Origin of the sequence: Capnocytophaga sp. FDAARGOS_737 (genome assembly GCF_009730375.1) — a bacterium.
GTDB lineage: Bacteria > Bacteroidota > Bacteroidia > Flavobacteriales > Flavobacteriaceae > Capnocytophaga > Capnocytophaga leadbetteri.
On the sequence record NZ_CP046316.1, the window covers coordinates 1,722,047 to 1,747,399 of the forward strand.

Here is a 25,353-nt window from a genome sequence, read left to right on the forward strand (position 1 = left end):
CGATTTGCCAATTTGTCGATTTGCCAATTTGTCGATTTGCCAATTTGTCGATTTGCTAATTGTCGATTTACTAATTTGCTAATTTAATTATTATGTACAAAGAAAAATTAGAGACCGCTACACAATTATATAAGCAGTACCACCAACAGTACAATGCCGTTGCTTTTGCAAGGTTGATAGACCTATTATTTGCAATAGCTATTGGCTACAAGGCTATAAACGAAAGTTCGTGGCTATGGGGCTTTTTAGCAGCTGTGATGATAGTGCTTTTCTTCTTACTTATTGGCAAACACAAACAAATAGCGGTAAAAAGACGCATTGCTAAGGCAAAAATAGCCATCAATGAGCGCGAAATAGCCTTTATAGAACAAGGCATCTACCCTGCTGACAATGGCAAAGATTTTGAACCTGCCCAGCACCCTTACGCCTACGACTTAGATGTATTGGGCGAAAAATCATTGTATCACTACCTCAACCGTACCCATACTTACTTAGGACGCAAACGCTTAGCCGAACAGCTATTGTACCCCAAAGATACTGCCATACTCGCCCACCAAGAGGCAATTAAAGCTCTAACCCCTCAATTAGCTTGGCGACAAACTTTTATGGCACACGCTGAACAGATAGACGACAGTCCTTCTTTCTACGACCGATTGCAGCAATGGGCAGCAACCCCTACCCCACCAATGGGCAAATTTACGCGTGTTTTTACAGTGATTTCACCTATAGTCTTCACTCTTTCGGCAATTTTAGGCTATATATACGACTACGAAGTGTTAAAAAGCATCGCTAAACTACTACTCACTATAAATTTATCGGTATTTTTCTTCTACATCAGCAAAATAAACAAAGAAAAACTCGGTTTTGAACGCACTTATGCTATGCTTTATGCTTTCAAATCGTGTATATCTTTAATAGAAGAGCGTTTCCCAGAGAAAAACCTGCAAACTAGCAAACCTATAGCACAACTTTCGCGCTTATTAGACGATTTAGATAGTGTAAGCAACATATTGGTCTCTATTCCGCTCAACGCTTTCAGCTTTTACCACCTACATCGTTATAGAGCTTTACAAACGTGGAAAGCCACCTACAGCAAAGAGGTATTGCCATGGCTCGAAACTGTAGCTGACACAGAAGTGCTGTGTAGTTTTGCTAATTTTGCTTACAACTATCCTCACCTTGTATATCCTACCCTAAATGAAGCTTATCGGATAGCTTTTGAAGCCGTAGGCCACCCTCTTATACACGAAAAAGAGCGTGTAACTAATGATATAGTGTTAGATGAAGCACATTTTGTACTCCTAACAGGCTCGAATATGTCGGGTAAGAGCACTTTTTTGCGTACATTGGGTATAAATATGCTACTTACACAGCTTGGATTACCCGTTTGTGCTAAAAAAGCTGATGTACACCCACTGCCACTATTAGTATCAATGCGGTTATCAGACTCATTAAGCGATGGTAAGTCGTATTTCTTTGCTGAGATAAATCGTATAGAGCAAATTATGGCAGCTCTAAAACGCGAACGCTGTATGGTATTATTAGATGAGATACTACGCGGTACTAACTCTGAAGACAAGCAGTACGGTACTATAAAAATCATTGAGCGACTACTATCGCTAAAGGCGATAGGCATTGTTGCCACTCACGATATTGAGGTATGTCGCCTGAGCGAACAGTACCCCGACCGCTTAGTAAACAAATGCTTTGAGTCAGACATCAGCGAAGGGGTATTGCACTTTGACTATAAACTACGCGAAGGTACCTGCCAAAACAGAAACGCTACGTTCTTAATGCGTGAAAGAGGAATCATTGCATAACGAGAGGTAAAACGCTTAAATTTTGCTAATTCGCAATAGTTTTATATCTTTGCAAAACATTGACCACTAACTATTAATAATTTATTCACTAAAAATCATTATTTCTATGAAATGGGAAGGAAGAAGACAGAGTAGCAATGTAGACGACCGACGCGGTATTAGCGGTAAGGGAGGTCTGTTGGCAGGCGGTGGTATCGTGGGTATCATCGTAGTTTTACTGCAGCTTTTTGGCGGCGAAACAGGGCAACAAGTTGCTTCAGTGGTCAATCAGGTAGCTGGTGGCAACCAAACTCAGCAAACAGAACGCGTAGAGCTAACTGCTGAGCAGAAGAAAATCGGTGAATTTACCGCTACTGTGCTTGCCGATACTGAAGATGTATGGGAAAAAGTCTTTGCCAAAAACAGACTTGGAGCGTATGAAAAGCCTACCTTAGTACTCTTTACTGCTAGTGTAAATACAGGTTGCGGACAAGCCTCATCGTCTGTAGGGCCTTTTTACTGTCCGGCAGACCATAAGTTATATATGGATATGGATTTCTTTGAGGAACTGAAAACGCGCTTTGGAGCCAAAGGTGGTGACTTTGCTATTGCCTATGTAATGGCTCACGAGGTAGGACACCATATACAAACGCTTTTAGGCACCTCGCAACAAGTAAGAAGACAACAGCAGGGACTTAGCCAAGCAGCCGCTAACAGGTGGTCGGTAGCCCAAGAGTTACAAGCCGACTTCTATGCAGGGGTATGGGCTCACCATAACCAGAAGTATTTAGATGTAGATGATATTGATGAGGCTCTAAGTGCTGCTAATGCTGTTGGCGATGACGCTATTCAGAAACGTATGCAAGGGCACGTAGTACCCGATTCATTTACACACGGTACTTCTGAGCAACGCAAATACTGGTTTACTAAAGGATACAAAACTGGTGATATTAACGAAGGTAATATCAAAACTATCTATGAACAAACAAATAATCGTTAAGGATTTAGGTCATAAAGACTATAAAGAAACTTGGGACTACCAAGAAAGCCTCTTTGAAGAAATAGTTGAGCTGAAACGCAAGAATAGGGCTGAAAACACTGACCTCCCTACTCCTAATTACTTTCTTTTTGTAGAGCATCCACACGTATATACGCTTGGCAAAAGTGGTCATATAGAGAATTTGCTAATTGATGAGGCTGCTTTAGCTAAAAAAGGGGCTTCTTTTTATAAGATAAACCGCGGAGGCGATATTACTTATCACGGGCCTGGACAGATAGTAGGTTATCCTATTATAGACCTAGAAAACTTCTTTACGGATATTCACAAGTATTTGCGTTCGCTAGAAGAGGTAATCATCAGAACCTTAGCCGACTATGGCATAAAGGGAGAACGTAGTGAAGGAGAGACTGGTGTATGGTTAGATGTAGGAACGCCTTTTGCTCGCAAAATATGTGCAATGGGGGTACGCGCCTCGCGATGGGTAACAATGCACGGATTTGCTCTGAATGTCAATACTGATTTAGGTTATTTTGATAATATTATCCCTTGTGGGATACGGGGTAAGGCAGTAACCTCACTCAATGTAGAGTTATCAAAAGAAAAGGTAGATACTGAAGAAGTAAAGAGATATATACTAAAGCATTTCGAAGAGATTTTTGAAGTTACCATAAAGAAATAAACACTAAAAAAGGCTGTCAGTAAGAATATTGACAGCCTTTTTTGTATCAAATAAATATCTAAAAATCACCGTAATTTACTTGAAAACAGGGTAAATGTAGGTCTTTGCGCCACATATCTACTACTTGATTGCGGTCGTCTAAGAGGAAGTTTATAAAGTACTTCCCTTGTATTTCCTGCTCAAAAAGTTCACGCTTGATGATGTTATCTTTGCGGAAATCATTAGTTGTGCGCATCAGTAGGAGGTCATAATCTATCTGGTGTTTAGCAAGAAAGCGCAAGGTGGGTTCGCGGTATTTATCTTCGCGCCCAGAAAGGAGAATTACCTTATAGCCCTGTGCTTTAGCCATTTGCAATACAGAGGCTACCGGAGCATTGAGCAAATCGTTATCGCAAGTAGCTGCATTATAAGGGTCGCGACCATTGAGCAAAGAGAGCGTGCCGTCTAAATCGCAGATAACCGCCTTAGGCAATGACTCGTCTTGAGTGATATATACCGCTTCTGGTGCTTTTACCTTCTGAGGAATAGGCTCAAAATTAAACTTTTCTAAAGTATGATGCAGATTGCTAACATTCTTCTCGATAACCCCTTTGGGGATAAACTTACCTGTTTCGGCAAAACGTTTGTCGCAACGTTTTACGAGCTCTTCTACAGGGACATCAAATACTTTAAAAGAAATATCAGCATACTCAGTATAAGCGTTTACCATATCTTGAATAGTGCGCAGCGAGGTATTAGTAGCATCAATAAGCACATTGGTATCGCTCTTAAGCAAGGCTAAAACAGAGGCATCGACCATCTTGCTGATGCGCTCTTCGTAAAAAGGTATCATCAGGGAATCGCCAAACTGCATTAAGCGAAAGTCATCACGGTTTACGCGTACCCAATTGTCTTCGGTACGCAAAAAATAACGTGCAAAGGTGGATTTGCCTGAACCAGGTGCCCCCACCAATATAAGTAATTTGCTCATAATCTGCTATCTAATTGATTTTCTATCTCCTCGCCCAAAATACGGTCAAGTACTAAGTTCTTAAATTCATAATTTTCTTCGTGTATATCGGCATAGGGCGTTTGCAATAATTTGGCATTGATAGCCCAGTCGTTTATAGAACACTTCAGTTTTCCTTTGATATTGCGTTTGTTTATCTGCTCTTGTAGTCGGTCTTGGAAATCAACTCCATAGATAAGGGTTAGGTAATCGTTATTGCGCACCTTGAAAGCGGGTGGCATAGCTGGTAAGAAAGCCTTACGCGGCTTTATAACTACCCCTTCTTCTTCATTGGCATTCATCTTATCTACCCAAGCACGAATTTCAGGATATTTAGCTTCAAAATCGGCTTCATCAGCAAAGGTGTAATGGAGAAACTCATCGTCATTAATCTGCTGAAAGCTGAGATTATCATTGACAAATACCTCCGTACCATCGTCTTTTATTTCCTTTAGGATATTAAACGGCTTGAAGTAAATAGGAGCCTCTTTGCCGAAAATATCTAATTCCTTCTTAAACAAGCTGATATTCTTAACATAATTGGGCAAATCGAGGAGCTTCATATCGCGTACTGATTGGTATTGACGAATGATATGATTAGGGTATTTATCTTTTAGTTCCTTACCTGATAGGGCTTTAGCATCGGCTACAAAAGCCTTATACTCAGGTTTCTGGCGTATTTGGGTTATCTTGGCATATAGGTCTGACTGTTGCAAATAGTCGGCGTGTATCTGGTGCGAGATGTAGTAAGCCGAGAACTCGTTGGCAATAAGTCCCTTACCCAAAGCAGACCAAGGCATCAGCTCGGACTGTATGATACGGATAGCGGTATCGCTCCAGCTAAAACGAGCGTGCAAATCGGTAAGGGCTGCAAGCCACTGAGTGCGATTTAAATGGTTGATTTTATAGCCATTACGGCTAACTAAATAACTATCGGTCAGCTCTTTATGCAAGTATATATCGCAATAAGAGCCCATATATTTCTTTTGTACCAAAAGTTCGTTTACCCCTCTATCTACAAACCATCGCAGTCCCTCGTAGAGACTCTCTATTTGGTTGCGCTCTACCGACTTAGGGGCAGGTGAGATAGTGGGTGAAAAGGCATTGATTTTGTTTTTGCAAAACCAATCGATGCGTTTTTTGATAATTGCTTTATCGTCCATTTTAGTTATTTTGATGGCAAAGATAACAATTTTTAAGAGGATATGCAAAATTAGCAGTATTAGTTAAAAATAAATAATAAAAAGGGCTGTCCGGCAAGAAGATTTGTGTGGACAGCCCTTTTCAGAATTAATTAGCTATATGGGTATTTTTAACCTATGATAAATTATCGTTTTTCTCTAAGAGACCAACCGGTTTTCAGACCGATAATGAAATATACCAATAGCAATTCGCCTATAGCTAAAAGCGTATCGCCAGGTACACGCAACCAACGAATAATCTGCATTGTGTCGGTATGCATAAATTCTTCAGAACGCGCTGACCAATAGCCATTTTGGATAGCTTCTACCGCTTGTAAAATTCCTATAGGCAATAGGCTGCCTACTAACATTACAAACAGCCCTATATTGATAAGCCAAAATGACCAACCGAGAATCTTGTAGTTCCAATGACGGTCGGCATACAAGCCGCGCAATACAAAGAGAATCAAACCGATGCCAAGAATACCATATACCCCAAACAAGGCAGCGTGACCGTGAACGGCAGTGGTATTAAGCCCTTGAATGTAGTACAAAGCAATAGGTGGATTGATAGCAAAACCAAAGATACCTGCCCCAAGGAAGTTCCAGAAGCACATAGCTATGAAGCAGTAAATAGGCCATTTATAAGCTTTAATCCACTCGGTTGTTTTAGACAATTGGTAGTTGTGGTATGCCTCGTAACCGATGAGTACCAAAGGCACGATTTCGAGCGCACTAAAGGTAGCCCCTAATGCCAATACCCCTGTAGGTGTAGCACTGAAGTATAGGTGGTGGAAAGTACCCAATATACCTCCTGCTAAGAATACAATAGTAGAGAAAAGTACGGCTGTACTTGCTACTTTGATGCGCAACAAGCCCAAACGAGAGAACAAGAAGGCTGCCACTACGGTAGCAAATACCTCGAAGAAACCTTCTACCCAAAGATGCACTACCCACCAACGCCAGTATTCAGCTATTGCCATATGTGTTTGACGACCATACATTAGTCCCGCACCGTAGAAAGCAGCAATTGCTACTGATGAAAGTACGAACAACAACAATAAATGGCGGCTTTCGTCTTTGCGTTTGAGAGCTGGAATTAAAGCTCTAACCATTAGGAACAACCACAAGAACAAACCTACGAGTAATAGAATTTGCCAGAAACGACCAAGCTCGATATACTCATAACCTTGGTGACCAAAGTAGAAGTTTTCTACTAAGCCTAACTTTTGCATTACTCCCATCCACTGACCGGCTAATGAGCCTAATACTACAATAAGTAAAGCCACGAAGAGTACATTCACCCCAAGACGTTGATATTTAGGTTCGTAGCCAGATACAGCAGGCGCTATATACAAACCTGTAGCCAACCAAGAGGTAGCAATCCAGAAAATAGCCAACTGTACGTGCCAGCTACGAGAAATAGCCTGTGGCAATACTACATCGAGAGGAATACCAAAGAAGCCGCCTCCTTCTACGCCATAGTGCGCTGTAATAACCCCAGAAATCATTTGTACAATGATAAGCAATGAAACAATCCAGATGTATTTGAGGGTTGCTTTCATTGAAGGGGTAGGCTTCATATTGCGCAAAGGATCTTCAGTAGGGAAAGTCTCGCTGGTTTCCTCTTCTTTGTTGCGAGCGTGGTAATACACAAGCAGCCCCACACCAAAGAGAAGCATTAGCACGCTGAAGCCAGACCACATCTGCAAAGAAGTAGAAGGGTGGTTGCCAATGAGCGGATCGTAAGGCCAGTTATTGGTATAAGTAACATCGTCATTAGGACGATTGGTGCTGCACACCCAAGACGTCCAAGTAAAGAAAGCGTTCATCTGCGCCATACGGGCAGGGTCTTTAATCGCATTCTTAGGAATGGCGTAATGGGTACGCGTTTGCTCGAGTGCAGGGTCATCCATAAAGAGTTTGCTATAATAGTTAGCTAACTCTTTAGCTACTTGCGCGCGCTCAGGTGAGAAAATGATAACCCCCGTTTGCTGATTGAAAGTATTGGCACGAAGCTCTTTTCGCAACTGTACCTGATACTTAGCTTGCTCTTCTTCGGGCAGGTCTTTATAGACTTTGCCGTCTTTTTGAGCATACAAATCTAATAAGAGCATAGACTCGCGGTGGAGGTAATCGGCGTTCCAGTCGGGAGCGATGTAAGCTCCGTGTCCCCAGATACTTCCTACGGTCTGACCACCCATAGATTGCCAAGCGTTCTGACCGTCTTTGATGTCTTGCCCTTCATAGAGCGTTTCCCCATCGGTAGTTACGATTTTTTCGGGGAAAGGAGGTGCTGTACGATATATTTCTACACCGAAAAAAATCAGCACCAAGAAAGAGGCTGCCACTGTAGCCCCTAACCAAATCCACAATTTTTTTGCTGTCATAATAAAATTGTTAGTGTTTTTAATTTCGGGTGCAAAGATATAAAAGATATTTCTATCTTGTATAAAAAAGGGAGATTTTTTTTATTTTTCTATGAATCCATTAGTATTCGCTCTGGTAGAGTAGGTTTATTATTCGTCACATACTCGGCTGCGCCAGCTCGCCGACTTTCCTTCGCTCATCTTATACTCATCTTATACTCATCTTATACTCATCTTATACTCATCTTATACTCATCTTATACTCATCTTATACTCATCTTATACTCATCTTATACTCATCTTATACTCATCTTATACTCATCTTATACTCATCTTATACTCATCTTACACAGTTTCACATCCTAAAATAGATCTATACTAAAAACAGAAAAAAAATATGACAAAAAGGCGGACAGTGATAGTTCGGTACAGTGATTGCTGTAAGAAAACTATTATAGAAGAAATAGAGAAAAAAGGCTTAAAAAAGAAATTTTACTTTGGAGATATGGATATTTGCAAAAACAGATAATATTAGAACCCTTGATGCCCTAAAATAAAAAGTGTTACAAGCTCTTAAAACAGCTGAGGAAAAAACCTATTAAGGAGTTAGAAAAACTATTTGGACCTAATAGTGTTTTTGCAAAAAAATTCTTTGAAATAGTGAATTAGTTATGTATAGACAAGTAAAAAAAATCAATGATATAGGCAGATATATCTATATAGATGGGCTTATTTATGGTATAAAAGAAGAAGAGGAAAAGAGATACTTCCAAGAGTTATCTTTAGGAGGAAAAGTCCTTTGGCAATCAAAAGAAAATAATGTATATGACTATTATGTAAATGAGGAGGTTATTATCTTTAACCTAAAGAATACTGAAGGAACTTCTAAGGATCTTTTGATATATGATAGAAAAACAAAAAAAATAATATTTAAGGGAGAAATAGAACTATATTTATTCTCATCCAGATTCTATGATAAAAATATTTTATATAATATTAATAAGAATAGAGTTTTAACATTTGATATACTGAAAGGTGGTATATTACAAGAAAAAGAAATGCCTCTCAAAGGAATAACAGCGTTTTTCACATATGATTACATTGTAAGATATGATGATATATATATTTATATATATGTAAAAAATGACTATTCTTTACTATGGCAACAAAATATCCAAGACTTTTTTCCTGGGGAAGAAATAGAGATATATTCTGTACATCCTTATAAAAATACTTTTATAGTAATTGCTAAAATGGGCATTGTTTGTCTTTCTCAAAAGGATGGTTCTCTTATTTGGAAGTGTGATCATTATGCACGGACTATGGAAATCGTAGGACATTATGGTTATGTGTGTACCAGCTTGTCTTTTTATCGTGTTGATTTAGATACGGGAGAGTTCTATAATTATAATAGAAAATATTCTCGTTTGCCTGATTTTGAATATAATGGAGAAACATACTGGCCAGCTGGTTATAGGGTAGTATATCATAAAGGGTTATTATGGTATGAAGTCTTTATATCTGGATACGCTTTTATCCTTGCCATTGACCCCGAAACAGGCAAATATAAGTGGATTCATAAAGTAGAAACCTATGAAAGAGTTATGGATATAAAGTTCTATGATGATAAAATGTTTCTTCTGGACTCCGGAAATACGTTATTTATCTATGAGGAAGAGAATTAGCTCTAAACACCTCTGCCATTGAAGTACATCAGATAATACCTTGTGAGACAGGAGAACAACATATCAGGGAAAATGAAGGAAATTTCTATATTTTTAGAGATTCCTATAAATAGTTAAATTTTAAAATGTTACCTCACAATTCACATATCGTACAAAAAAGCGTATCGCCACCACTAAAGAGATAGAAAGGATGAAATACCAAATAAAATTAAGCATTTTTATTAGTTTTCTACTTATAAATTGTAGTGTTAAAGAAACTGAGTTTGAAATTATCTGTACAAAAAAAGTAAGTAAAAAGTATTCTTATAATCCTATAGGTTTTATAGAAAATAGCTACGGAAAGTTAAACATAAAAACCATTTCTCACTACGATAAGGAAGGAAAGTTAAAAGAAGTTTTTTGGAATAGATCTAATGGTTTTTTGAAATATACATTGTCAGAACTAAAAAATGATGTAGCCTTATTAAATAGCTTTGATATTGATACTATATATTCCGACAAAAAATATATCAGTTATATAAAAGAGAAAAAGAATGATACTATATTTTATTTATCTAATGATGAAGTAATTATAGAGATAAAGAAGAAAGGATTGGATTAGTAAACTGTTAAATAACAATGTCTATTTTAGTTTTAATAGATAGGCTATCGTATAAATATCATCGATAATACAAAAAATTGATGTAATTTTGTCTTTGCAAAGCATTGGAGTTGTTTTTATTTTTTTTGCAATTACAAATATACAAATCTTTTGCTTTGCTTTTTTATTTTTTTAACTTTTCAACTAGCAAGTTGAATTATATAGATTTTGATGATTAACCTAAACTTACAGAAAAAAAGATACTCAAAATTTAATATATAATGCTTAATTAAAAATTATTTCTTACCTTTGCCGTTGGAATGATACAAAAGAAATCTGTACATATACGCTTAATTGCCTCTTTGCTGTTGCTATGTATGCTAAAAGTGGCTTTCCCTGTGGGTGAGTTTTTTCATAACCACCACACAAATAAGGAGTTATGCGCTATTGCTACAGGTAGTGAATGTAAGCACGAAGCACACTTTTCGGCTATAGATACTCACCACGATTGTATCTTTCTACAACTTCATCAGTTCTTTGCTCCTTCTTTCTTTACTTATCATTTATGGGAGCAAAGCGTTTCAACTATTTTCTTCTTTATTGAAAAAGACATTCCGCAAAATGTCTTTACTATCTTTTCAAGAGGACCGCCTGTTAATTTGTCAATGAGTCAATTTGCCAATTAGCAAATTGAGAAATCAATTAATTTTCAAATTAAATTCTTATGCAAAAGATATTATCTCTTCTGCTGCTGTTGTGTGCGTTTTCAACTTTTGGACAAGGACGCTTACAACTGCAAGTAGAAGATACTCAACAATTGCCGTTGGCAGGAGCGGTGGTGCACTTTATGGGCAAACACTACCTAACGGACTCTGACGGCAAAGTAGCTATTGAGAAAACGCCTAAAGGGTCTTATCCTATCAAAATCACTTATCTCGGTTATCACGATTACGAAGCAACGCTTACGCTGCCTATCGCCCAACCTTACAAGGTAGTAATGAAAGAGACTGTTAATCAGTTAGATGCGGTAACAGTGGTAGGACATAATACTTCTGTGATAGAATGTAGGTTGCCTTATAGGATTCAGGTTATCAAGCAAGATGGTTTTCTAAAGCATTCAGGAGAGGAACTGTCTAAAATACTTACCCAAGTAGCAGGTGTTTCGATGATACAAACGGGGGGTACTATTGCCAAGCCTGTGATTCACGGTTTGCACGGCAATCGTATTTTGATACTCAACAACGAGGTACGCCAAGAGGGACAACAATGGGGGGCTGACCACGCTCCTGAAATAGACCCTATGGTGGCTGACCAGATAAGCGTAGTGAAAGGAGCTGAGGCTGTTCGCTATGGTTCGGATGCACTGGGTGGGGTAATACTCATCAGCCCAAACAAACTGCCTTATGGCGATGGACTGCACGGTAAGTTATTGCCCTCATTTGCTTCAAACGGTAGAAAGACTGCCCTAACGGCAAGTGTAGAGGGGTCTGTACCCAAGCTACATTCGTGGGCATGGCGGATGCAAGGTACCCTAAAACGTTCGGGCGACATCAGTACGGCTAACTATCTGCTGAACAACACCGCAGCCCGTGAGGCGAACTTTTCGGTAGCAACAGGCGTACAGAAAAACAAAGGTACTGCTGAAGTGTTTTACAGCCGTTATGAGAATGAGAGCAGTGTATTCTACGGGTCGCATATAGGGAATTTAGACGACCTATTAGGCAGGTTTGAAATCGGCAGACCGCTGACTACCTATCCGTTTTCGTACTCTATCAATGCTCCTAAGCAAAAGGTAGTACATCACCTACTGAAAGCCAAAGCGTTTTACCTCCTGCCTTTAGGCAGTAAACTGACGGCACAATACGCTTTTCAGAAAGATATACGCCAAGAGTTTAGTTTGCGTAGGATGGATAGGACGCGCATCCCAGCCCTGAATATGGAGCTCACCACTCACATCCTTGATGTAGATTGGGAACACTCTTATCGCTACCGTTGGGGGACGATGATAGGGGGTAGCTTTAGCAAGCAGGACAACTACAACCAACCTGGTACGGGGGTAGTGCCTGTAATCCCTAACTTTGCTTCGCTTAGTTACGGCGTTTTTGGGATACAACGTTACTCTTATATGAATTGGCAAGCCCAAGCAGGGCTTAGGTATGACTACAAATACCTAAACGCCGATGGCTACGATATGTACTCACAACGCTACGGAGGAGAACACCAATTTCACAACCTGACCTACAGTGTAGGAGCCTCGCACCACCTCTCTAGTTGGATAGATGTGGGCAGCTATATAGGTTTGGCGTGGCGTGCCCCTCACGTAAACGAGCTGTACAGCAGTGGCTTGCACCACGGAGCAGGTACCTATGATTTAGGCGATGAGACACTGCAATCGGAAACAGGACTTAAGTGGCTCACCAGCTTTAGTTTTAACAACCGCAAGATACGAGTGAATATAGATATGTACCTACAATGGATACAAAACTATATTTACGACTACCCTACGGGGGAAACGCGTACCTTGTTTTCGGGGGTGTACCCTATCTTTCAGTATGCCCAAGCTGATGCTTTCTTTAGAGGCGTAGACCTTGATGCAAAACTACCTTTGCTGAAGTGGCATAGCCTAAGCGACCAAGAGTTGAACTATGAACTGAAGGGCTCTGTAGTTTTTGCTAATGAGATGCAGACTAAGCGATATTTCCCCTTTATACCCGCTCCGCGCATAAATCAGCAGTTAAAATGGAACGTAGAGCGCAATAGAGGGTTGGTAAGAAACTTTGCTGTGGGTATAGGGCACACCTTTGTAGCCCAACAAACCCGCTTTGAACCTGCCCAAGAGTTAGTGCCTACTACCCCTGATGCTTATCACCTTTTTGAGGCTAATATAGAAACAAAGCTGAAGATAGGAGGACAACAAACTTTAGGAATAAGGCTTTCTGCCGAAAACCTTTTGAACACAGAATACAAGGAATACACCAATCGGTTTAGGTATTACGCCCACGATTTGGGTAGGAATGTATTCGTGAGATTGATTTATAATTTTTAAAAGACATCAAAAAAAATGAAAAAAATATCATATTATTTAAAAGCTATCAGTATGATAATTTTAGTGTGTTTTGCCGTAAGTGGCTGTAGTAAGGACGATAGTAAACCAAAACCACCTACTGACGAGACTAAAGATAGAGGACACGATATGCCCGACAAGGTACAGTTTATCATCACCGATAAAGGCACTAAAGCAGTGCAAGAGCGTACCGCTAACAAGTCGCCTAAGGGAATAGTGTACGACATCAATAACCCTATACAATGGCAAGTAGGGCACGAGTACCTGTTCGAGATAGTGTATTACAACAACGGAGTGCGTATGAACCACGAGTTTGTAACTGCTGAAATGGCACCTATCCACCAACACTTCTTTCAGTTATTTCAAGGAAATTACCCTGAAAATAAAGAAGGAAGAGATGCGATGGTAACCACTATGAACAAGGTAGTAAGTTATGAATATCAGGATACTGACCCTGAGAATAGCACTTACGGCACACAAGGGGTGAAGTTGCGCCTGCGCACTTGGGACAAAAAGCACCCAGAACTACGCGACCCTGTGGGACTAAAAGGTTTTTTCCACATTAAAGACGAAGCTACTGTCGGCAATTATACCTTGCGAATTAAGTTAGCACACTTTCTCACTGCTAACAAGCTCAACCCACAAACCCAAGAAGAGCGCCCTTATAACGTAGTGGAATACTCTAATGCGTTTCAATTAGATTCGGATATGACACTACCCATAGAAATTAAACAATAACCTTTTTAACATTAAAAAAACGATGAAAAATATATATAATTTTTTTAAATACACTTTCCTTTTAGTAGTGATGGCTACTGCTTTTAGCGCTTGTAGCAAAGATGATAATAAAGTAACCCCTCTTACTACTCAAACTTCTACTACTACCGTTACCACAACTTCTACCACCACAGTTACTACTGAAGAGTTTATGGCTAAGTGGAGCCAACTTGAAGTGCGATTTACCAAAGGGCATTCTCACGGCTATTTCCACGGTAACCCCGACTATCCCGTGAAATACCTCAAAACAGTACAACATTTCTATTTTGAGAACAAAAATGGCGTTATTACCCCCGCAAGCAACAATCCTACCGCTATCCGTTGGGAAGGAAGTAATGATGAAGCTGGAGTATCACTCTCTGGAATAGAACTTATCTTCTATGATAAAGAAGGCAAACGTATAAACTCACTCTTGACTACTGGTCAGGCTCCTAATCACTATCAATTCTTCTTTATCGCCGATAATTTCACAGCAGTAGCTAGTAATACTACAGTGCCTACCCAAGCTGAAGCCTTGCGCTACAAATACCGCGATACCAATCCTGAAGAGTTGTATATCAAAGGAGGGGCAGGTATAGACAATAACCCCAATGCCCCCAAAGGTGTGCTCCGTAAAGAGCAAATAGGCTTAAAAGGCTTTTTTGAAATCAAAAGAGCTTATGTAAATTTCGATTTGCAAATTGTGTTAGGCTATTTCGCTACCAAACCCGCTGGATTAACTTATAGTACCCTTCCGGCTAATAAAGTTATGGAAGTGAAAATCCCTATTCATATCTATACAGATATCATAGCAGAAGATGAACAAATAGAAGATGCAATGCGCGAATTTGGCGCGACCAAAGCCGAAATCGAAAAAGACCGAAACGATATTCTCTCTTCAACCCTCAATCCTGAAAGTAGTGGTACCTTTTTGTAAAGAGGAGAGACAAAATACAAAGGACAAAAGAAGAACTTTGCCAGAGGTTATACCTTTGGCAAAGTTTTTTCTTTTTAAATTTTGGTGGTTCAAATAATTGTTGTATCTTAGCCGAAAATTTTTAAATACATCAACAAACTTAAAAAAACAAAATAACAATGGGAAAAGGATTTTTTAAAGTACCTAAGGCTGTAAATGAGCCCGTAAAGAGTTATGCACCAGGCAGCCCTGAGCGCGAAGCGGTGCTCAAAGCCTACAAAGAATTATGGAACACCTGTGTAGATGCTCCGCTATACATTGGCAGTGAGGAAGTACGCACTGGCAACACGAGCGAGATGCACCCCCCACACGACCACAAGCACTGCTTGGGCGTTTACCACAACGCTAGCAAAGCAGAGGTAGAAAAAGCGATAGCTGTAGCCCTTGAAGCTCGTAAGAAATGGGCTGCCCTTGCGTGGGAAGAACGCGCCGCTATCTTCTTGAAAGCTGCTGACCTTATTGCAGGGCCTTATCGCGCTAAAATGAACGCTGCCACAATGATTGCACAATCTAAAACTGTACACCAAGCTGAAATAGATTCTGCTTGCGAGTTGATAGACTTTTTGCGTTTCAACGTGGAATTTATGGCTAATATCTACAACGATCAGCCTAACTCGTCAGAAGGGGTATGGAACCGCGTAGAATATCGCCCATTAGAGGGATTTGTATATGCCGTTACTCCATTTAACTTCACCGCTATCTCGGGCAACCTACCTGCAAGTGCTGCCCTAATGGGTAACGTAGTAATATGGAAACCAAGTGCTTCGCAAGTATTTTCGGCTAATATGATAGTAGAAGTATTTAAGAAAGCAGGTTTGCCAGATGGGGTTATTAATGTACTGCACGGTGATGCAGCGATGATTACTGATGCGCTACTGGCTAGTCCGCATTTTGCTGGTATCCACTTTACAGGTTCTACCAATGTTTTCCAAGATATTTGGAAGAAAATAGGCAACAACATTCATAACTACAGAACTTATCCTAAGATAGTAGGTGAAACAGGCGGTAAAGACTTTATCCTTGCCCACCCAAGTGCTTGTGCAAAGCAAGTAGCTACAGCTATCACTCGTGGCGCATTTGAGTACCAAGGACAAAAATGTAGTGCTGCCTCTCGTGTATACTTACCTAAATCAAAGGCTGAGGAAACATTGGAATTGGTGAAAAAAGACGTATTGTCTTTCAAAATGGGTTCTCCTGAAAACTTAGAGAACTTTATCACAGCTGTTATTCACGAAAATTCTTTTGACAAATTGGCTAAATACATAGACGAAGCGAAGAAAGATAAAGATGCCGAAATATTCGTAGGCGGTGGTTACGACAAGAGCAAAGGGTATTTTATAGAACCTACCGTAATTGTTACCACTAATCCGCATTACACCACTATGGAAACTGAGCTTTTTGGGCCTGTGGTAACCGTGTATGTATACGAAGATGCTAAGTGGGAAGAAACGCTAAAATTAGTAGATGAAACCTCGGCTTACGCCCTTACAGGAGCGGTATTTGCTACTTGCCGTTACGCGATAGACGAAGCGGTGAAAGCCCTTGAAAATGCGGCAGGTAACTTCTACGTAAACGATAAACCTACGGGAGCTGTAGTAGGACAACAACCTTTTGGTGGCGCACGTGCCTCAGGTACTAACGACAAGGCTGGTTCGGCACAGAACTTATTGCGCTGGGTATCACCTCGCCTTATCAAAGAAACTTTCGTACCACCAGTGGATTATCGTTATCCTTTCTTGGGGTAATAAAGGAATAGTAAAGCTGTCCAAAAAAGTTTTTTTCACCTTAAAACATTAATACAAATTAGATTTTCATAACTCTATGATTATTAACATCCCCCCTCCCCCTTCGAAGGGGGAGATGTGATGGTCAGCATACACGAAAAACTTTTTGGACAGTCTATTTTCAAAGTAAAAAATTAGCAAAATAGAATAACAAAATCAATCAAATTAAACATTAAAAATGGAATGGCTTTGGAACTTGATGGCCGACCACGAGAGTGTGGCTTACACTGTGATAGTGTATAGTGTGGTCATCGCGATAGGAGTTGCTTTAGGAAAGGTTAAATTTTTTGGCATCTCATTTGGTATTGCTTGGGTACTTTTCGCAGGCATTGCTATGGCTGAAATGGGTTTTACGGTAAACACTCATATTCAGCACTTTATTAAAGAATTTGGGCTTATACTCTTTGTCTATACCATTGGACTACAGGTAGGGCCAGGATTCTTTTCTGCCTTTAAGAAAGAAGGCATCAAGCTCAATCTGTTGGCAGTAATATCAATAGCTACCTGTGTGGCTACAGTGATTGCCATTCACTACCTTACAAATACCGATATGAGTACCTTAGTAGGGATAATGTCTGGAGCCGTAACTAATACGCCTGGCTTGGGAGCTGCCAATGCTGCGTTGGCTGAGAAGTTTGGCGAAGATGCCCCCTCGCTTACTACTATGTATGCAGTAGCTTATCCGTTTGGGGTATTTGGTATTATCATTGTGATGTTGGGCTTAAGAGGTATCTTCAAAGTAAATATTGAAGCTGAAAAACGATTAAACTCACTACGGCATTCTAAAGACCAAGTAGTTATCAACCGCTTTGCTATCAAAGTATCCAATCCATCTTTATTTGGCAAAAAACTAAGCGTTATTAAGAAGACGCTCGATTTTGATTTTACCATTTCGCGTATGTGCCGAAAAGGTGAAATACTCTTAGCTGATGCTGACACCCTAATAGAAGAAGGCGATGTGGTATTAGTAGTAGCTAACCAGAGAGAGAATGAAAAGTTCTTTACGCTAATGGGCGATAGTGTAGCTATCACTGATTATTTCCCTGATGAGAAAGATATGCGCTACACCTCGCGCCGTATCAATGTAACACAACGTGCTATTTTCACCAAAACTTTAGGAGAATTGGATGTGCGCAGACGCTTTGGGGTGACTATAACCCGCGTATTTCGTGCGGGAGTGGAGTTCGTACCTTCTGCCCACACTAAGTTGCAATTTGGTGATACTATCACCGTAATAGGCGATGAAACCCACATACAATTAGTGAGTAAAGAATTTGGTAACTCTAAACGCCGCCTACAGACCCCACATATAGCAGAGCTCTTTATGGGTATTACTCTTGGGGTATTATTAGGCAGTATCCCCTTCTCAATACCAGGTATACCAGGTGCTGTACGCTTAGGTTTGGCGGGAGGCCCTCTTATTGTTGCTATACTTATCAGTAGATATGGTGGTAAATTCTCAGTGACCCACTACGTATCGCAAAGTGCCAACCTAATGGTGCGCGAGATAGGTATTGTGCTATTCCTTGCTAGTGTAGGTTTAGATGCTAAAGCTAAATTTATAGAAACTTTGTTGCACGGCGATGGACTTTACTGGATGGGCTTAGGTGTACTTATCACTCTAATACCATTATTAGTAACTTCGCTTATTGCACGTATAAAAGGCAAATTAGACTATTTGGAAATCTGTGGATTGCTTTCAGGAGCTTCTACTGACCCCCCAGCATTGGCTTTTGCTAATGATATGTCGAACTCTGAAATACCTGCCCTTACCTACGCAAGCGTATACCCTCTTACTACTTTCTTGCGAATAATGGTAGCACAATTATTGATTGTATTTTTTGTGTGATGTTAGAAAAAATGCTTACTTTTGCACCCTCAAAAAAACAGAATACTATGTTTGGAAATATGATGGATATGATGGGTAAGCTCCAAGAGATTAAACAAAAAACTGACGAAGCTAAAGAGCAACTCAGCAATGTACTCTTGGAAGAATCTACCGCTGATGGGAGCGTAAAAGTAACCATCACTGCTAACAGAGAAATTAAATCAATTAGCATAAGCGATACGCTTTTGGAAGACAAAGAAGCCTTAGAAGACTTTTTGATACTTACGCTAAACAAGGCTATAGCCAAAGCTACAGAAAAGAACGAAGCCACACTGGCAGCTGTAGCCAAACAAGGGCTTCCGTTTAACTTTTAAAACACAAAACAAATGGGTAAAATAATTGCTATTGCAAACCAAAAAGGAGGGGTAGGAAAAACTACTACCTCAGTAAACTTAGCAGCCTCATTGGGGGTGTTAGAGAAAAAAGTATTGCTTATTGACGCTGACCCTCAGGCGAATGCTACCTCGGGTTTAGGCATCAATGTAGATTCGATAGAACACGGTACCTACGAACTACTTGAGCATACTATGGACGCTAAAGATATGATTATACATACTAGCTCGCCTAACCTTGATTTGATAGCTGCCCACATCAACTTGGTAGCCATTGAAATAGAGTTAGTAGACAAACAAGAGCGCGAGTATATGCTTAAAAAAGCCTTAGCGCCCATACGCGACCAATATGACTATATACTAATAGACTGCGCTCCGTCATTAGGGCTCATCACCCTAAATGCCCTGACTGCTGCTAACTCGGTAATCGTACCTATACAGTGCGAATACTTTGCTTTGGAAGGGTTGGGCAAGCTATTGAACACTATCAAAAGTGTACAAAAGTCGTTTAACCCTAATTTAGACATTGAAGGGTTGCTACTGACTATGTATGATGCACGCTTGCGCCTATCAAACCAAGTGGTAGAAGAAGTGCAAAAACACTTTAGCAATATGGTGTTTAAAACTATCATACAACGCAATGTGCGCCTAAGTGAAGCCCCCAGCTTTGGTGAGACTATCATCAACTATGATGCTACTAGCAAAGGGGCAACTAACCACATCAACTTAGCTCAAGAAATCATAGATAAAAACAAGACAGCCTAATGACGAAACCTGCTAAAAAACAATCCTTAGGAAGAGGAATATCTGCTATTTTCGGCAACAGTCCTGAAGCTACGATTAGCTCTATCAACGACAAGAATGCTGATAAGATAGTAGGAAATATTATAGAATTAGAGCTCGACCTGATTGAGACAAACCCTTTCCAACCACGTACCTCTTTCAACGAAGAAGAGTTGCAAGGGCTCGCTTCGTCTATAGAGGAATTGGGGGTAGTACAGCCTATCACCGTTCGCAAATTAGAAGAAGGGAACAAATATCAACTTATTTCGGGTGAACGCCGTTTTCGCGCCTCTAAATTGGCAGGACTTAAAACAATACCCGCCTACATCAGAATAGCCGATGACAACGACTCGCTGACAATGGCATTGGTAGAGAATATACAGCGTCAGGATTTAGACCCTATAGAGATAGCCCTTTCGTACCAACAGCTGATAGAGCAAGTAAACCTAACCCAAGACCAAATGAGTAAGCGTGTAGGGAAAAAACGCTCTACCATCACCAACTATCTGCGACTACTGAAGTTAGCGCCTATTGTGCAAACAGGTATACGCGATGGTTTTATAAGTATGGGGCACGGACGCGCTATTATACCAATAGAAAACCCTGAACAACAGGCTGAAGTATATGAGCGCATCATAGCAGATAATCTTTCGGTACGCGACACCGAAGAATTAGTACGCCGCATTCAAAACCCTGAAACTACTGAAGTAGCCAGTGTAAGTCTGCCCAAAAACAGTAGCAAAACTGAAGTGCCTTCTTATATAAAGGAGCACATCAGTACTTTCAACCACTTCTTTGGTACAAAAGTTGCCGTAAAAATGAGTAAAGACGGGAAGGGTAGCCTAACAATACCTTTTAACTCTGAAGAAGATTTTAAGCGCATACAAAGATTATTAGACAAAAAAGATGAATAAAGCTGTTATTTTGATAATGGTTCTCCTATTAGGAGGGCGTATGGCGTATGCACAAAAGGAGGAGGTTGCGACAATACCTTCAGACTCGATGCAGGTAGCCGTTATGCAAAACAACCTAAACAAAATAACGTGGAATACAGACCCGCTATCACCTGCTAAAGCTGCCTTTTACTCGGCTGTAATACCTGGATTGGGGCAGATATACAACAAGAGCTATTGGAAAGTGCCCTTAGTGTATGCCGCTATTGGTACACCTATCTATTTCTATATACGAAATTCTAAAGAGTACGACCGCTACTTAACTGCCTACAAACGACGACAGCAAGGGTATACTGATGACGAGTTTTACCTTGATGGACAACCGCTTCTGAGCACCGATGGGCTACGCCGTGGCATACAGTTTTACAGGCGTAACAAAGAACTTTCGATACTTATAGGGATAGGTATGTATGCCCTAAACGTGATAGAGGCAAACGTTGATGCCCACTTGAAACAATTTAACGTAGATGAACGGCTTTCTTTAGAGCCCTACATACAGACCGACTACCTCACTCAACCGCAATTTGGAGTAACACTCACCTATAAATCAAAAAAATGAATACACAAAACTTATTGGCTACCTTGCGCAACATAGTAGGCGCAAAGTACGTAATGACCGACCCTGCACAAACCGAAAGATTTCGTACTGGTTACCGCTTTGGGACGGGAAACGCCATAGCAGTAGTACGTCCGGCAACCTTGTGGGAACAGTGGCAAGTATTAGAAGCCTGTGTGGCTGCTGATGTAATCGTCATCTCGCAAGCTGCTAATACCGGCATCACAGGTGGGTCTAACCCTTTTGGGAATGACTACGACCGCGATGTAGTGATTATCAACACTATGCGCAATGACAATGTACAACTAATATTAAACGCTGAGCAAGCCGTATGTTTGCCAGGTTCGACCCTAAACCACCTTGAAGCAGAACTTAAGCCCTACGGACGCGAACCACACTCGGTGATAGGTTCGTCTTGCATAGGAGCCTCAGTAATTGGAGGGGTGTGCAACAACTCAGGAGGTTCGTTAGTACAACGAGGCCCCGCTTATACTGAAATGTCCCTATTTGCCCAGCTAAACGCTGAAGGTAAGTTAGAGCTTATAAACCACTTGGGTATTGACTTGGGCGAAACCCCAAAAGAGATACTGACCAATCTGCAAGAAGGAAAATACCAGACTAAAGACATTAAGAATACTGGCAAAAAAGGACACGACCACCACTATTGCGACCACGTTCGCCAGATAAATGCCGATACACCAGCACGTTTTAACGCTGACCCTGCTCGCCTATATGAAGCTTCAGGAAGCGCCGGTAGGTTAGCTATCTTTGCCGTACGTGTAGATACTTTCGCTGCTGAAAAAAATACAGCTGTATTCTATATAGGTACTAATGACACAGCTGTACTTACCAAGCTACGCCGAGATATGTTGGGTTCGTTTGAACAAATACCTATCTCAGGAGAGTATATACACCGCACGGCTTTTGATATAGCAGCTAAATATGGAAAAGATACTTTCTGGTATATCAAAAATGTAGGTACAGAATACTTACCGCGTCTTTTTGCTATGAAAGCATGGGGTGACCGTGTAGCTAAAAAACTGCCTTTTATGCCTAACCACTTCAGCGAGAAGTTTTTGCAAGCAACTTCTAAGCTGATGCCTAAACACTTGCCCCAAATACTATGGGACTACCGCAATCAGTACGAGCATCACCTTATATTGAAAATGGGAGGTAAAGGAGTAGAAGAAGCTCGCGAATATCTAAAAAAAGAGTTTGCTGACAGCAGTAAAGGGGCTTATATAGAGTGTGATGCTAAATTAGCTCAAGCCGCTATGTTATTGCGCTTTGCAGTAGCTTCAGCCGCTATACGCTATCGCTCAGTACACGAAAAAGAGGTGGAAGATATTGTTGCTTTAGACATCGCTTTGCGTCGGAATGACGAAGATTGGTTTGAGAAACTACCGCCCGAAATTGATAACAAAATCTTGCACAAGTTATACTACGGACACTTTATGTGCCACGTATTTCACCAAGACTACGTAATCAAGAAAGGGTATAACTGCGAAGAGATAGAAGAAGAGATGCTCAAACTATTAGACAAGCGCGGTGCTCAATATCCTGCTGAACACAATGTAGGACACCTCTATCACGCTAACGATGACCTTAAGAACTTTTACAATAGTCTTGACCCTACCAACACCTTTAACCCAGGTATAGGTAAAACATCGAAGAAGAAAGATTGGAAATAAGTATATTATCTTAAAACATTTTATCATACTATATTAGGCTGCTCATTTGTATTGAGCAGCCTTTTTACAGAAGTTTTTAACATTCTTTGGCATACTTTTTGCTGGGCAAATTAGTTAGAACCAAATTATCAACACATCAAATGTTAATGAAAAGAATCTTATTTATAGCCATGTTAGGTGGTATAGGTTTTACCACTGTACAATGTACTAAAACTATTGAGGAACGTGTAGAAGTAATTCGTGAACGCGGCAATGCTATTCTTTCAGGCAATGGAATTCCTGATGCCTCTTTAGGGAAAGTTGGTGATTATTACTTAGACCTCAGCGGAGTAAACCTCTACGGAGCTAAAACTGCTGAAGGTTGGGGTAACCCTATCAGTTTGCGCGGCTTGAAAGGCGATAAAGGTAATGACGGACAAAATGGAACTGACGCCCCTGTGCCGAATATAAAAGGAGGTTATTGGTACATTGGTGAAACTAACACAGGCATCAAGGCCGAAGGAAAAGACGGAACTAATGGCAGTAATGGTTCTAACGGAACTAATGGTAAAGATGGAAAGGACGGAAAAGATGGCATTACTCCTACCATTTCAGCTGACGGCTATTGGGTAGTAAACGGACAAAAAACAAACATCAAAGCAAAAGGAACTGATGGCAGCAATGGTTCTAACGGAACTAATGGTAAAGATGGAAAGGACGGAAAAGATGGCATTACTCCTACCATTTCAGCTGACGGCTATTGGGTAGTAAACGGACAAAAAACAGATATCAAAGCAAAAGGAACTGACGGAACCAACGGACAAAATGGTTCTAACGGAACTAATGGTAAAGATGGAAAGGACGGAAAAGACGGCATTACTCCTACTATTTCAGCTGATGGCTATTGGGTAGTAAACGGACAAAAAACAAATATCAAAGCTAAAGGAACTGATGGAACCAACGGACAAAATGGTTCTAACGGAACTAATGGTAAAGATGGAAAGGACGGAAAAGATGGCGTTACCCCTACAATTACCATTAATAGTGAGGGTTATTGGGTGATAAATGGACAAACTTCTACTACTAAAGCTAAAGCTGAAAATGGTAAAGATGGAAAGGACGGAAAAGATGGTGTTACCCCTACTATAACCATTAACAGTGAGGGTTATTGGGTGATAAACGGACAAGTTTCTACTACCAAAGCTAAAGCTCAAAATGGTAAAGATGGAAAGGACGGAAAAGATGGTGTTACCCCTACTATAACTATTAATAATGAGGGTTATTGGGTGATAAATGGACAAACTTCTACTACTAAAGCTAAAGGAGAAGACGGTAAAGAAGGAAAAAAAGGCGACAAAGGAGCTGATGGTGCAAAAGGACAAGATGGTAAAGATGCTCCTAAACCTAATATCAAAAATGGTTATTGGTATATAGGTGATGAAAAAACGGAAGTAAAAGCTACAGGTGCCCAAGGAGAGAAAGGAGAAAGAGGTCTCCCTGGTAAAGACGGTTCTGTAATCTATGCTGATAAGGGGAAACCTACTACCCAAGGTAAGGACGGAGATTATTATATTGATACAGAAGCTAAGATATTCTATGGTCCTAAAGCAAATAACACTTGGCCTACTACAGGTATTTCATTGACTGGTAAAAATATCAATAATGAAGATTATCAACTAAGTGATGATGGTAAAACTTTGATAAAGTGGTTGAACCCTAAAACACGTTTTATTGATATGGATGCAGACCCTAGACTAAGAGAGGTGACAAAAATTGGCAATAATGCTTTCGATAGACAAGTAAATAACATTGATTATCAGTTCACTACTATCATCATAGGCAATAAAGTCAACGAAATAGGAGAAAATGCTTTTAGACTTTGCAACAGACTTAGAACTGTAGAGCTTCCTGAAGAACTTAGAAAGATAAATGCAGGAGTTTTTGATAACTGTACACGTTTGCAAAATATAGAAATTCCTGAAAATGTAACTTCTATAGGAACTGGTGCTTTTTCAAGTTGTGTAAAACTCTTTTCAGTTATCATACCTAAAAATGTTACTAGCTTAGGTAATGCCTCTTTTAGCAACTGTGCGAACCTACACACAATTATTATACGTCAACCTAATGCTTTTCCTTTATCTAATATTTTTGTAGGCACACCTATTAAAAATATTTATGTACCTTCTGGAAGTGAAGAGGGTTATAAAAGCAAAGCTGCTAACCTCAAAGACAAAATCAAAGTATTAGATTTAGTAGATTAATTTCATTATCAGGTAATAAAGACTTTGTCAGAGTTTTAGGACTTTGACA

At 40.2% G+C, this 25,353-nt stretch carries 20 protein-coding genes; 17 read left to right on the forward strand and 3 right to left on the reverse strand.

Going from position 1 to position 25,353, the window contains the following annotated elements; genetic code table 11:
- Positions 1–92 precede the first annotated feature (92 nt).
- From FOC45_RS07795 to lipB, 3 genes are all read left to right on the forward strand, one after another.
- The gene (locus FOC45_RS07795) at positions 93–1,820 is read left to right on the forward strand and encodes a DNA mismatch repair protein (RefSeq protein WP_009391274.1); all 1,728 of its coding nucleotides are present in this window, start codon (positions 93–95) and stop codon (positions 1,818–1,820) included.
- Between the two features lie 106 nt (positions 1,821–1,926).
- Positions 1,927–2,799: a neutral zinc metallopeptidase gene (locus FOC45_RS07800; RefSeq protein ID WP_009391267.1), complete on the forward strand. Its 873-nt coding sequence runs from the start codon at positions 1,927–1,929 to the stop codon at positions 2,797–2,799.
- Entirely contained in the window at positions 2,777–3,478 is a 702-nt protein-coding gene (gene lipB / locus FOC45_RS07805) for a lipoyl(octanoyl) transferase LipB (protein WP_009391266.1), read from the forward strand. Before FOC45_RS07800 ends, lipB begins: the two co-directional genes overlap by 23 nt.
- Positions 3,479–3,536: 58 nt before the next feature.
- Here lipB and FOC45_RS07810 read toward each other — a convergent pair whose 3' ends face one another.
- From FOC45_RS07810 to FOC45_RS07820, 3 genes are all read right to left on the reverse strand, one after another.
- Complete coding sequence (locus FOC45_RS07810; RefSeq protein WP_009391265.1) at positions 3,537–4,448, reverse strand: AAA family ATPase; 912 nt, start codon at positions 4,446–4,448, stop codon at positions 3,537–3,539.
- Positions 4,445–5,629 carry a hypothetical protein gene (locus FOC45_RS07815; RefSeq protein ID WP_034540144.1) on the reverse strand — a complete coding sequence of 395 codons (1,185 nt, stop codon included), beginning with the start codon at positions 5,627–5,629 and terminating at the stop codon, positions 4,445–4,447. The genes FOC45_RS07810 and FOC45_RS07815 overlap by 4 nt, the downstream gene beginning before the upstream one ends.
- A gap of 164 nt (positions 5,630–5,793) precedes the next feature.
- Positions 5,794–8,037 (reverse strand): nitric-oxide reductase large subunit, encoded by a 2,244-nt coding sequence (locus FOC45_RS07820; RefSeq protein ID WP_009391263.1) that lies wholly within the window; start codon positions 8,035–8,037, stop codon positions 5,794–5,796.
- A gap of 650 nt (positions 8,038–8,687) precedes the next feature.
- On the opposite strand from FOC45_RS07820, the gene FOC45_RS07825 reads away from it, so the two are divergent.
- The 14 genes from FOC45_RS07825 to FOC45_RS07890 all read left to right on the forward strand — a co-directional run bounded on the left by FOC45_RS07825 (position 8,688) and on the right by FOC45_RS07890 (position 25,304).
- A complete protein-coding gene (locus FOC45_RS07825; RefSeq protein ID WP_009391260.1) occupies positions 8,688–9,701 on the forward strand; it encodes a hypothetical protein in 1,014 nt (337 codons plus the stop codon).
- A gap of 190 nt (positions 9,702–9,891) precedes the next feature.
- The gene (locus tag FOC45_RS07830; RefSeq protein WP_009391259.1) at positions 9,892–10,302 is read left to right on the forward strand and encodes a hypothetical protein; all 411 of its coding nucleotides are present in this window, start codon (positions 9,892–9,894) and stop codon (positions 10,300–10,302) included.
- A 299-nt stretch (positions 10,303–10,601) separates the two neighbouring features.
- Positions 10,602–10,967: a hypothetical protein gene (locus FOC45_RS07835; protein ID WP_009391258.1), complete on the forward strand. Its 366-nt coding sequence runs from the start codon at positions 10,602–10,604 to the stop codon at positions 10,965–10,967.
- Positions 10,968–11,005: 38 nt separating this feature from the next.
- On the forward strand, positions 11,006–13,327 hold the full coding sequence (locus tag FOC45_RS07840; RefSeq protein WP_009391257.1) for a TonB-dependent receptor domain-containing protein: 2,322 nt from the start codon (positions 11,006–11,008) through the stop codon (positions 13,325–13,327).
- 15 nt (positions 13,328–13,342) lie between these two features.
- Positions 13,343–14,083: a hypothetical protein gene (locus FOC45_RS07845; protein WP_009391251.1), complete on the forward strand. Its 741-nt coding sequence runs from the start codon at positions 13,343–13,345 to the stop codon at positions 14,081–14,083.
- A 22-nt stretch (positions 14,084–14,105) separates the two neighbouring features.
- A complete protein-coding gene (locus tag FOC45_RS07850; RefSeq protein ID WP_009391249.1) occupies positions 14,106–15,038 on the forward strand; it encodes a hypothetical protein in 933 nt (310 codons plus the stop codon).
- A gap of 158 nt (positions 15,039–15,196) precedes the next feature.
- Positions 15,197–16,822 carry an L-glutamate gamma-semialdehyde dehydrogenase gene (gene pruA / locus FOC45_RS07855; RefSeq protein WP_009391247.1) on the forward strand — a complete coding sequence of 542 codons (1,626 nt, stop codon included), beginning with the start codon at positions 15,197–15,199 and terminating at the stop codon, positions 16,820–16,822.
- Between the two features lie 217 nt (positions 16,823–17,039).
- The gene (locus FOC45_RS07860) at positions 17,040–18,710 is read left to right on the forward strand and encodes a putative transporter (RefSeq protein WP_009391245.1); all 1,671 of its coding nucleotides are present in this window, start codon (positions 17,040–17,042) and stop codon (positions 18,708–18,710) included.
- Positions 18,711–18,757: 47 nt separating this feature from the next.
- Positions 18,758–19,063, forward strand: a complete 306-nt coding sequence (locus FOC45_RS07865; protein WP_034540558.1) for a YbaB/EbfC family nucleoid-associated protein — start codon at positions 18,758–18,760, stop codon at positions 19,061–19,063.
- A gap of 12 nt (positions 19,064–19,075) precedes the next feature.
- Positions 19,076–19,846, forward strand: a complete 771-nt coding sequence (locus FOC45_RS07870) for a ParA family protein (protein ID WP_009391241.1) — start codon at positions 19,076–19,078, stop codon at positions 19,844–19,846.
- Entirely contained in the window at positions 19,846–20,778 is a 933-nt protein-coding gene (locus tag FOC45_RS07875) for a ParB/RepB/Spo0J family partition protein (RefSeq protein WP_009391240.1), read from the forward strand. The genes FOC45_RS07870 and FOC45_RS07875 overlap by 1 nt, the downstream gene beginning before the upstream one ends.
- A complete protein-coding gene (locus FOC45_RS07880; RefSeq protein WP_009391239.1) occupies positions 20,771–21,376 on the forward strand; it encodes a DUF5683 domain-containing protein in 606 nt (201 codons plus the stop codon). Before FOC45_RS07875 ends, FOC45_RS07880 begins: the two co-directional genes overlap by 8 nt.
- The gene (gene dld / locus FOC45_RS07885) at positions 21,373–23,064 is read left to right on the forward strand and encodes a D-lactate dehydrogenase (protein ID WP_009391238.1); all 1,692 of its coding nucleotides are present in this window, start codon (positions 21,373–21,375) and stop codon (positions 23,062–23,064) included. Before FOC45_RS07880 ends, dld begins: the two co-directional genes overlap by 4 nt.
- Before the next feature lie 146 nt (positions 23,065–23,210).
- Positions 23,211–25,304, forward strand: a complete 2,094-nt coding sequence (locus tag FOC45_RS07890; protein WP_231121850.1) for a leucine-rich repeat domain-containing protein — start codon at positions 23,211–23,213, stop codon at positions 25,302–25,304.
- The last annotated feature ends 49 nt before the right edge of the window (positions 25,305–25,353 follow it).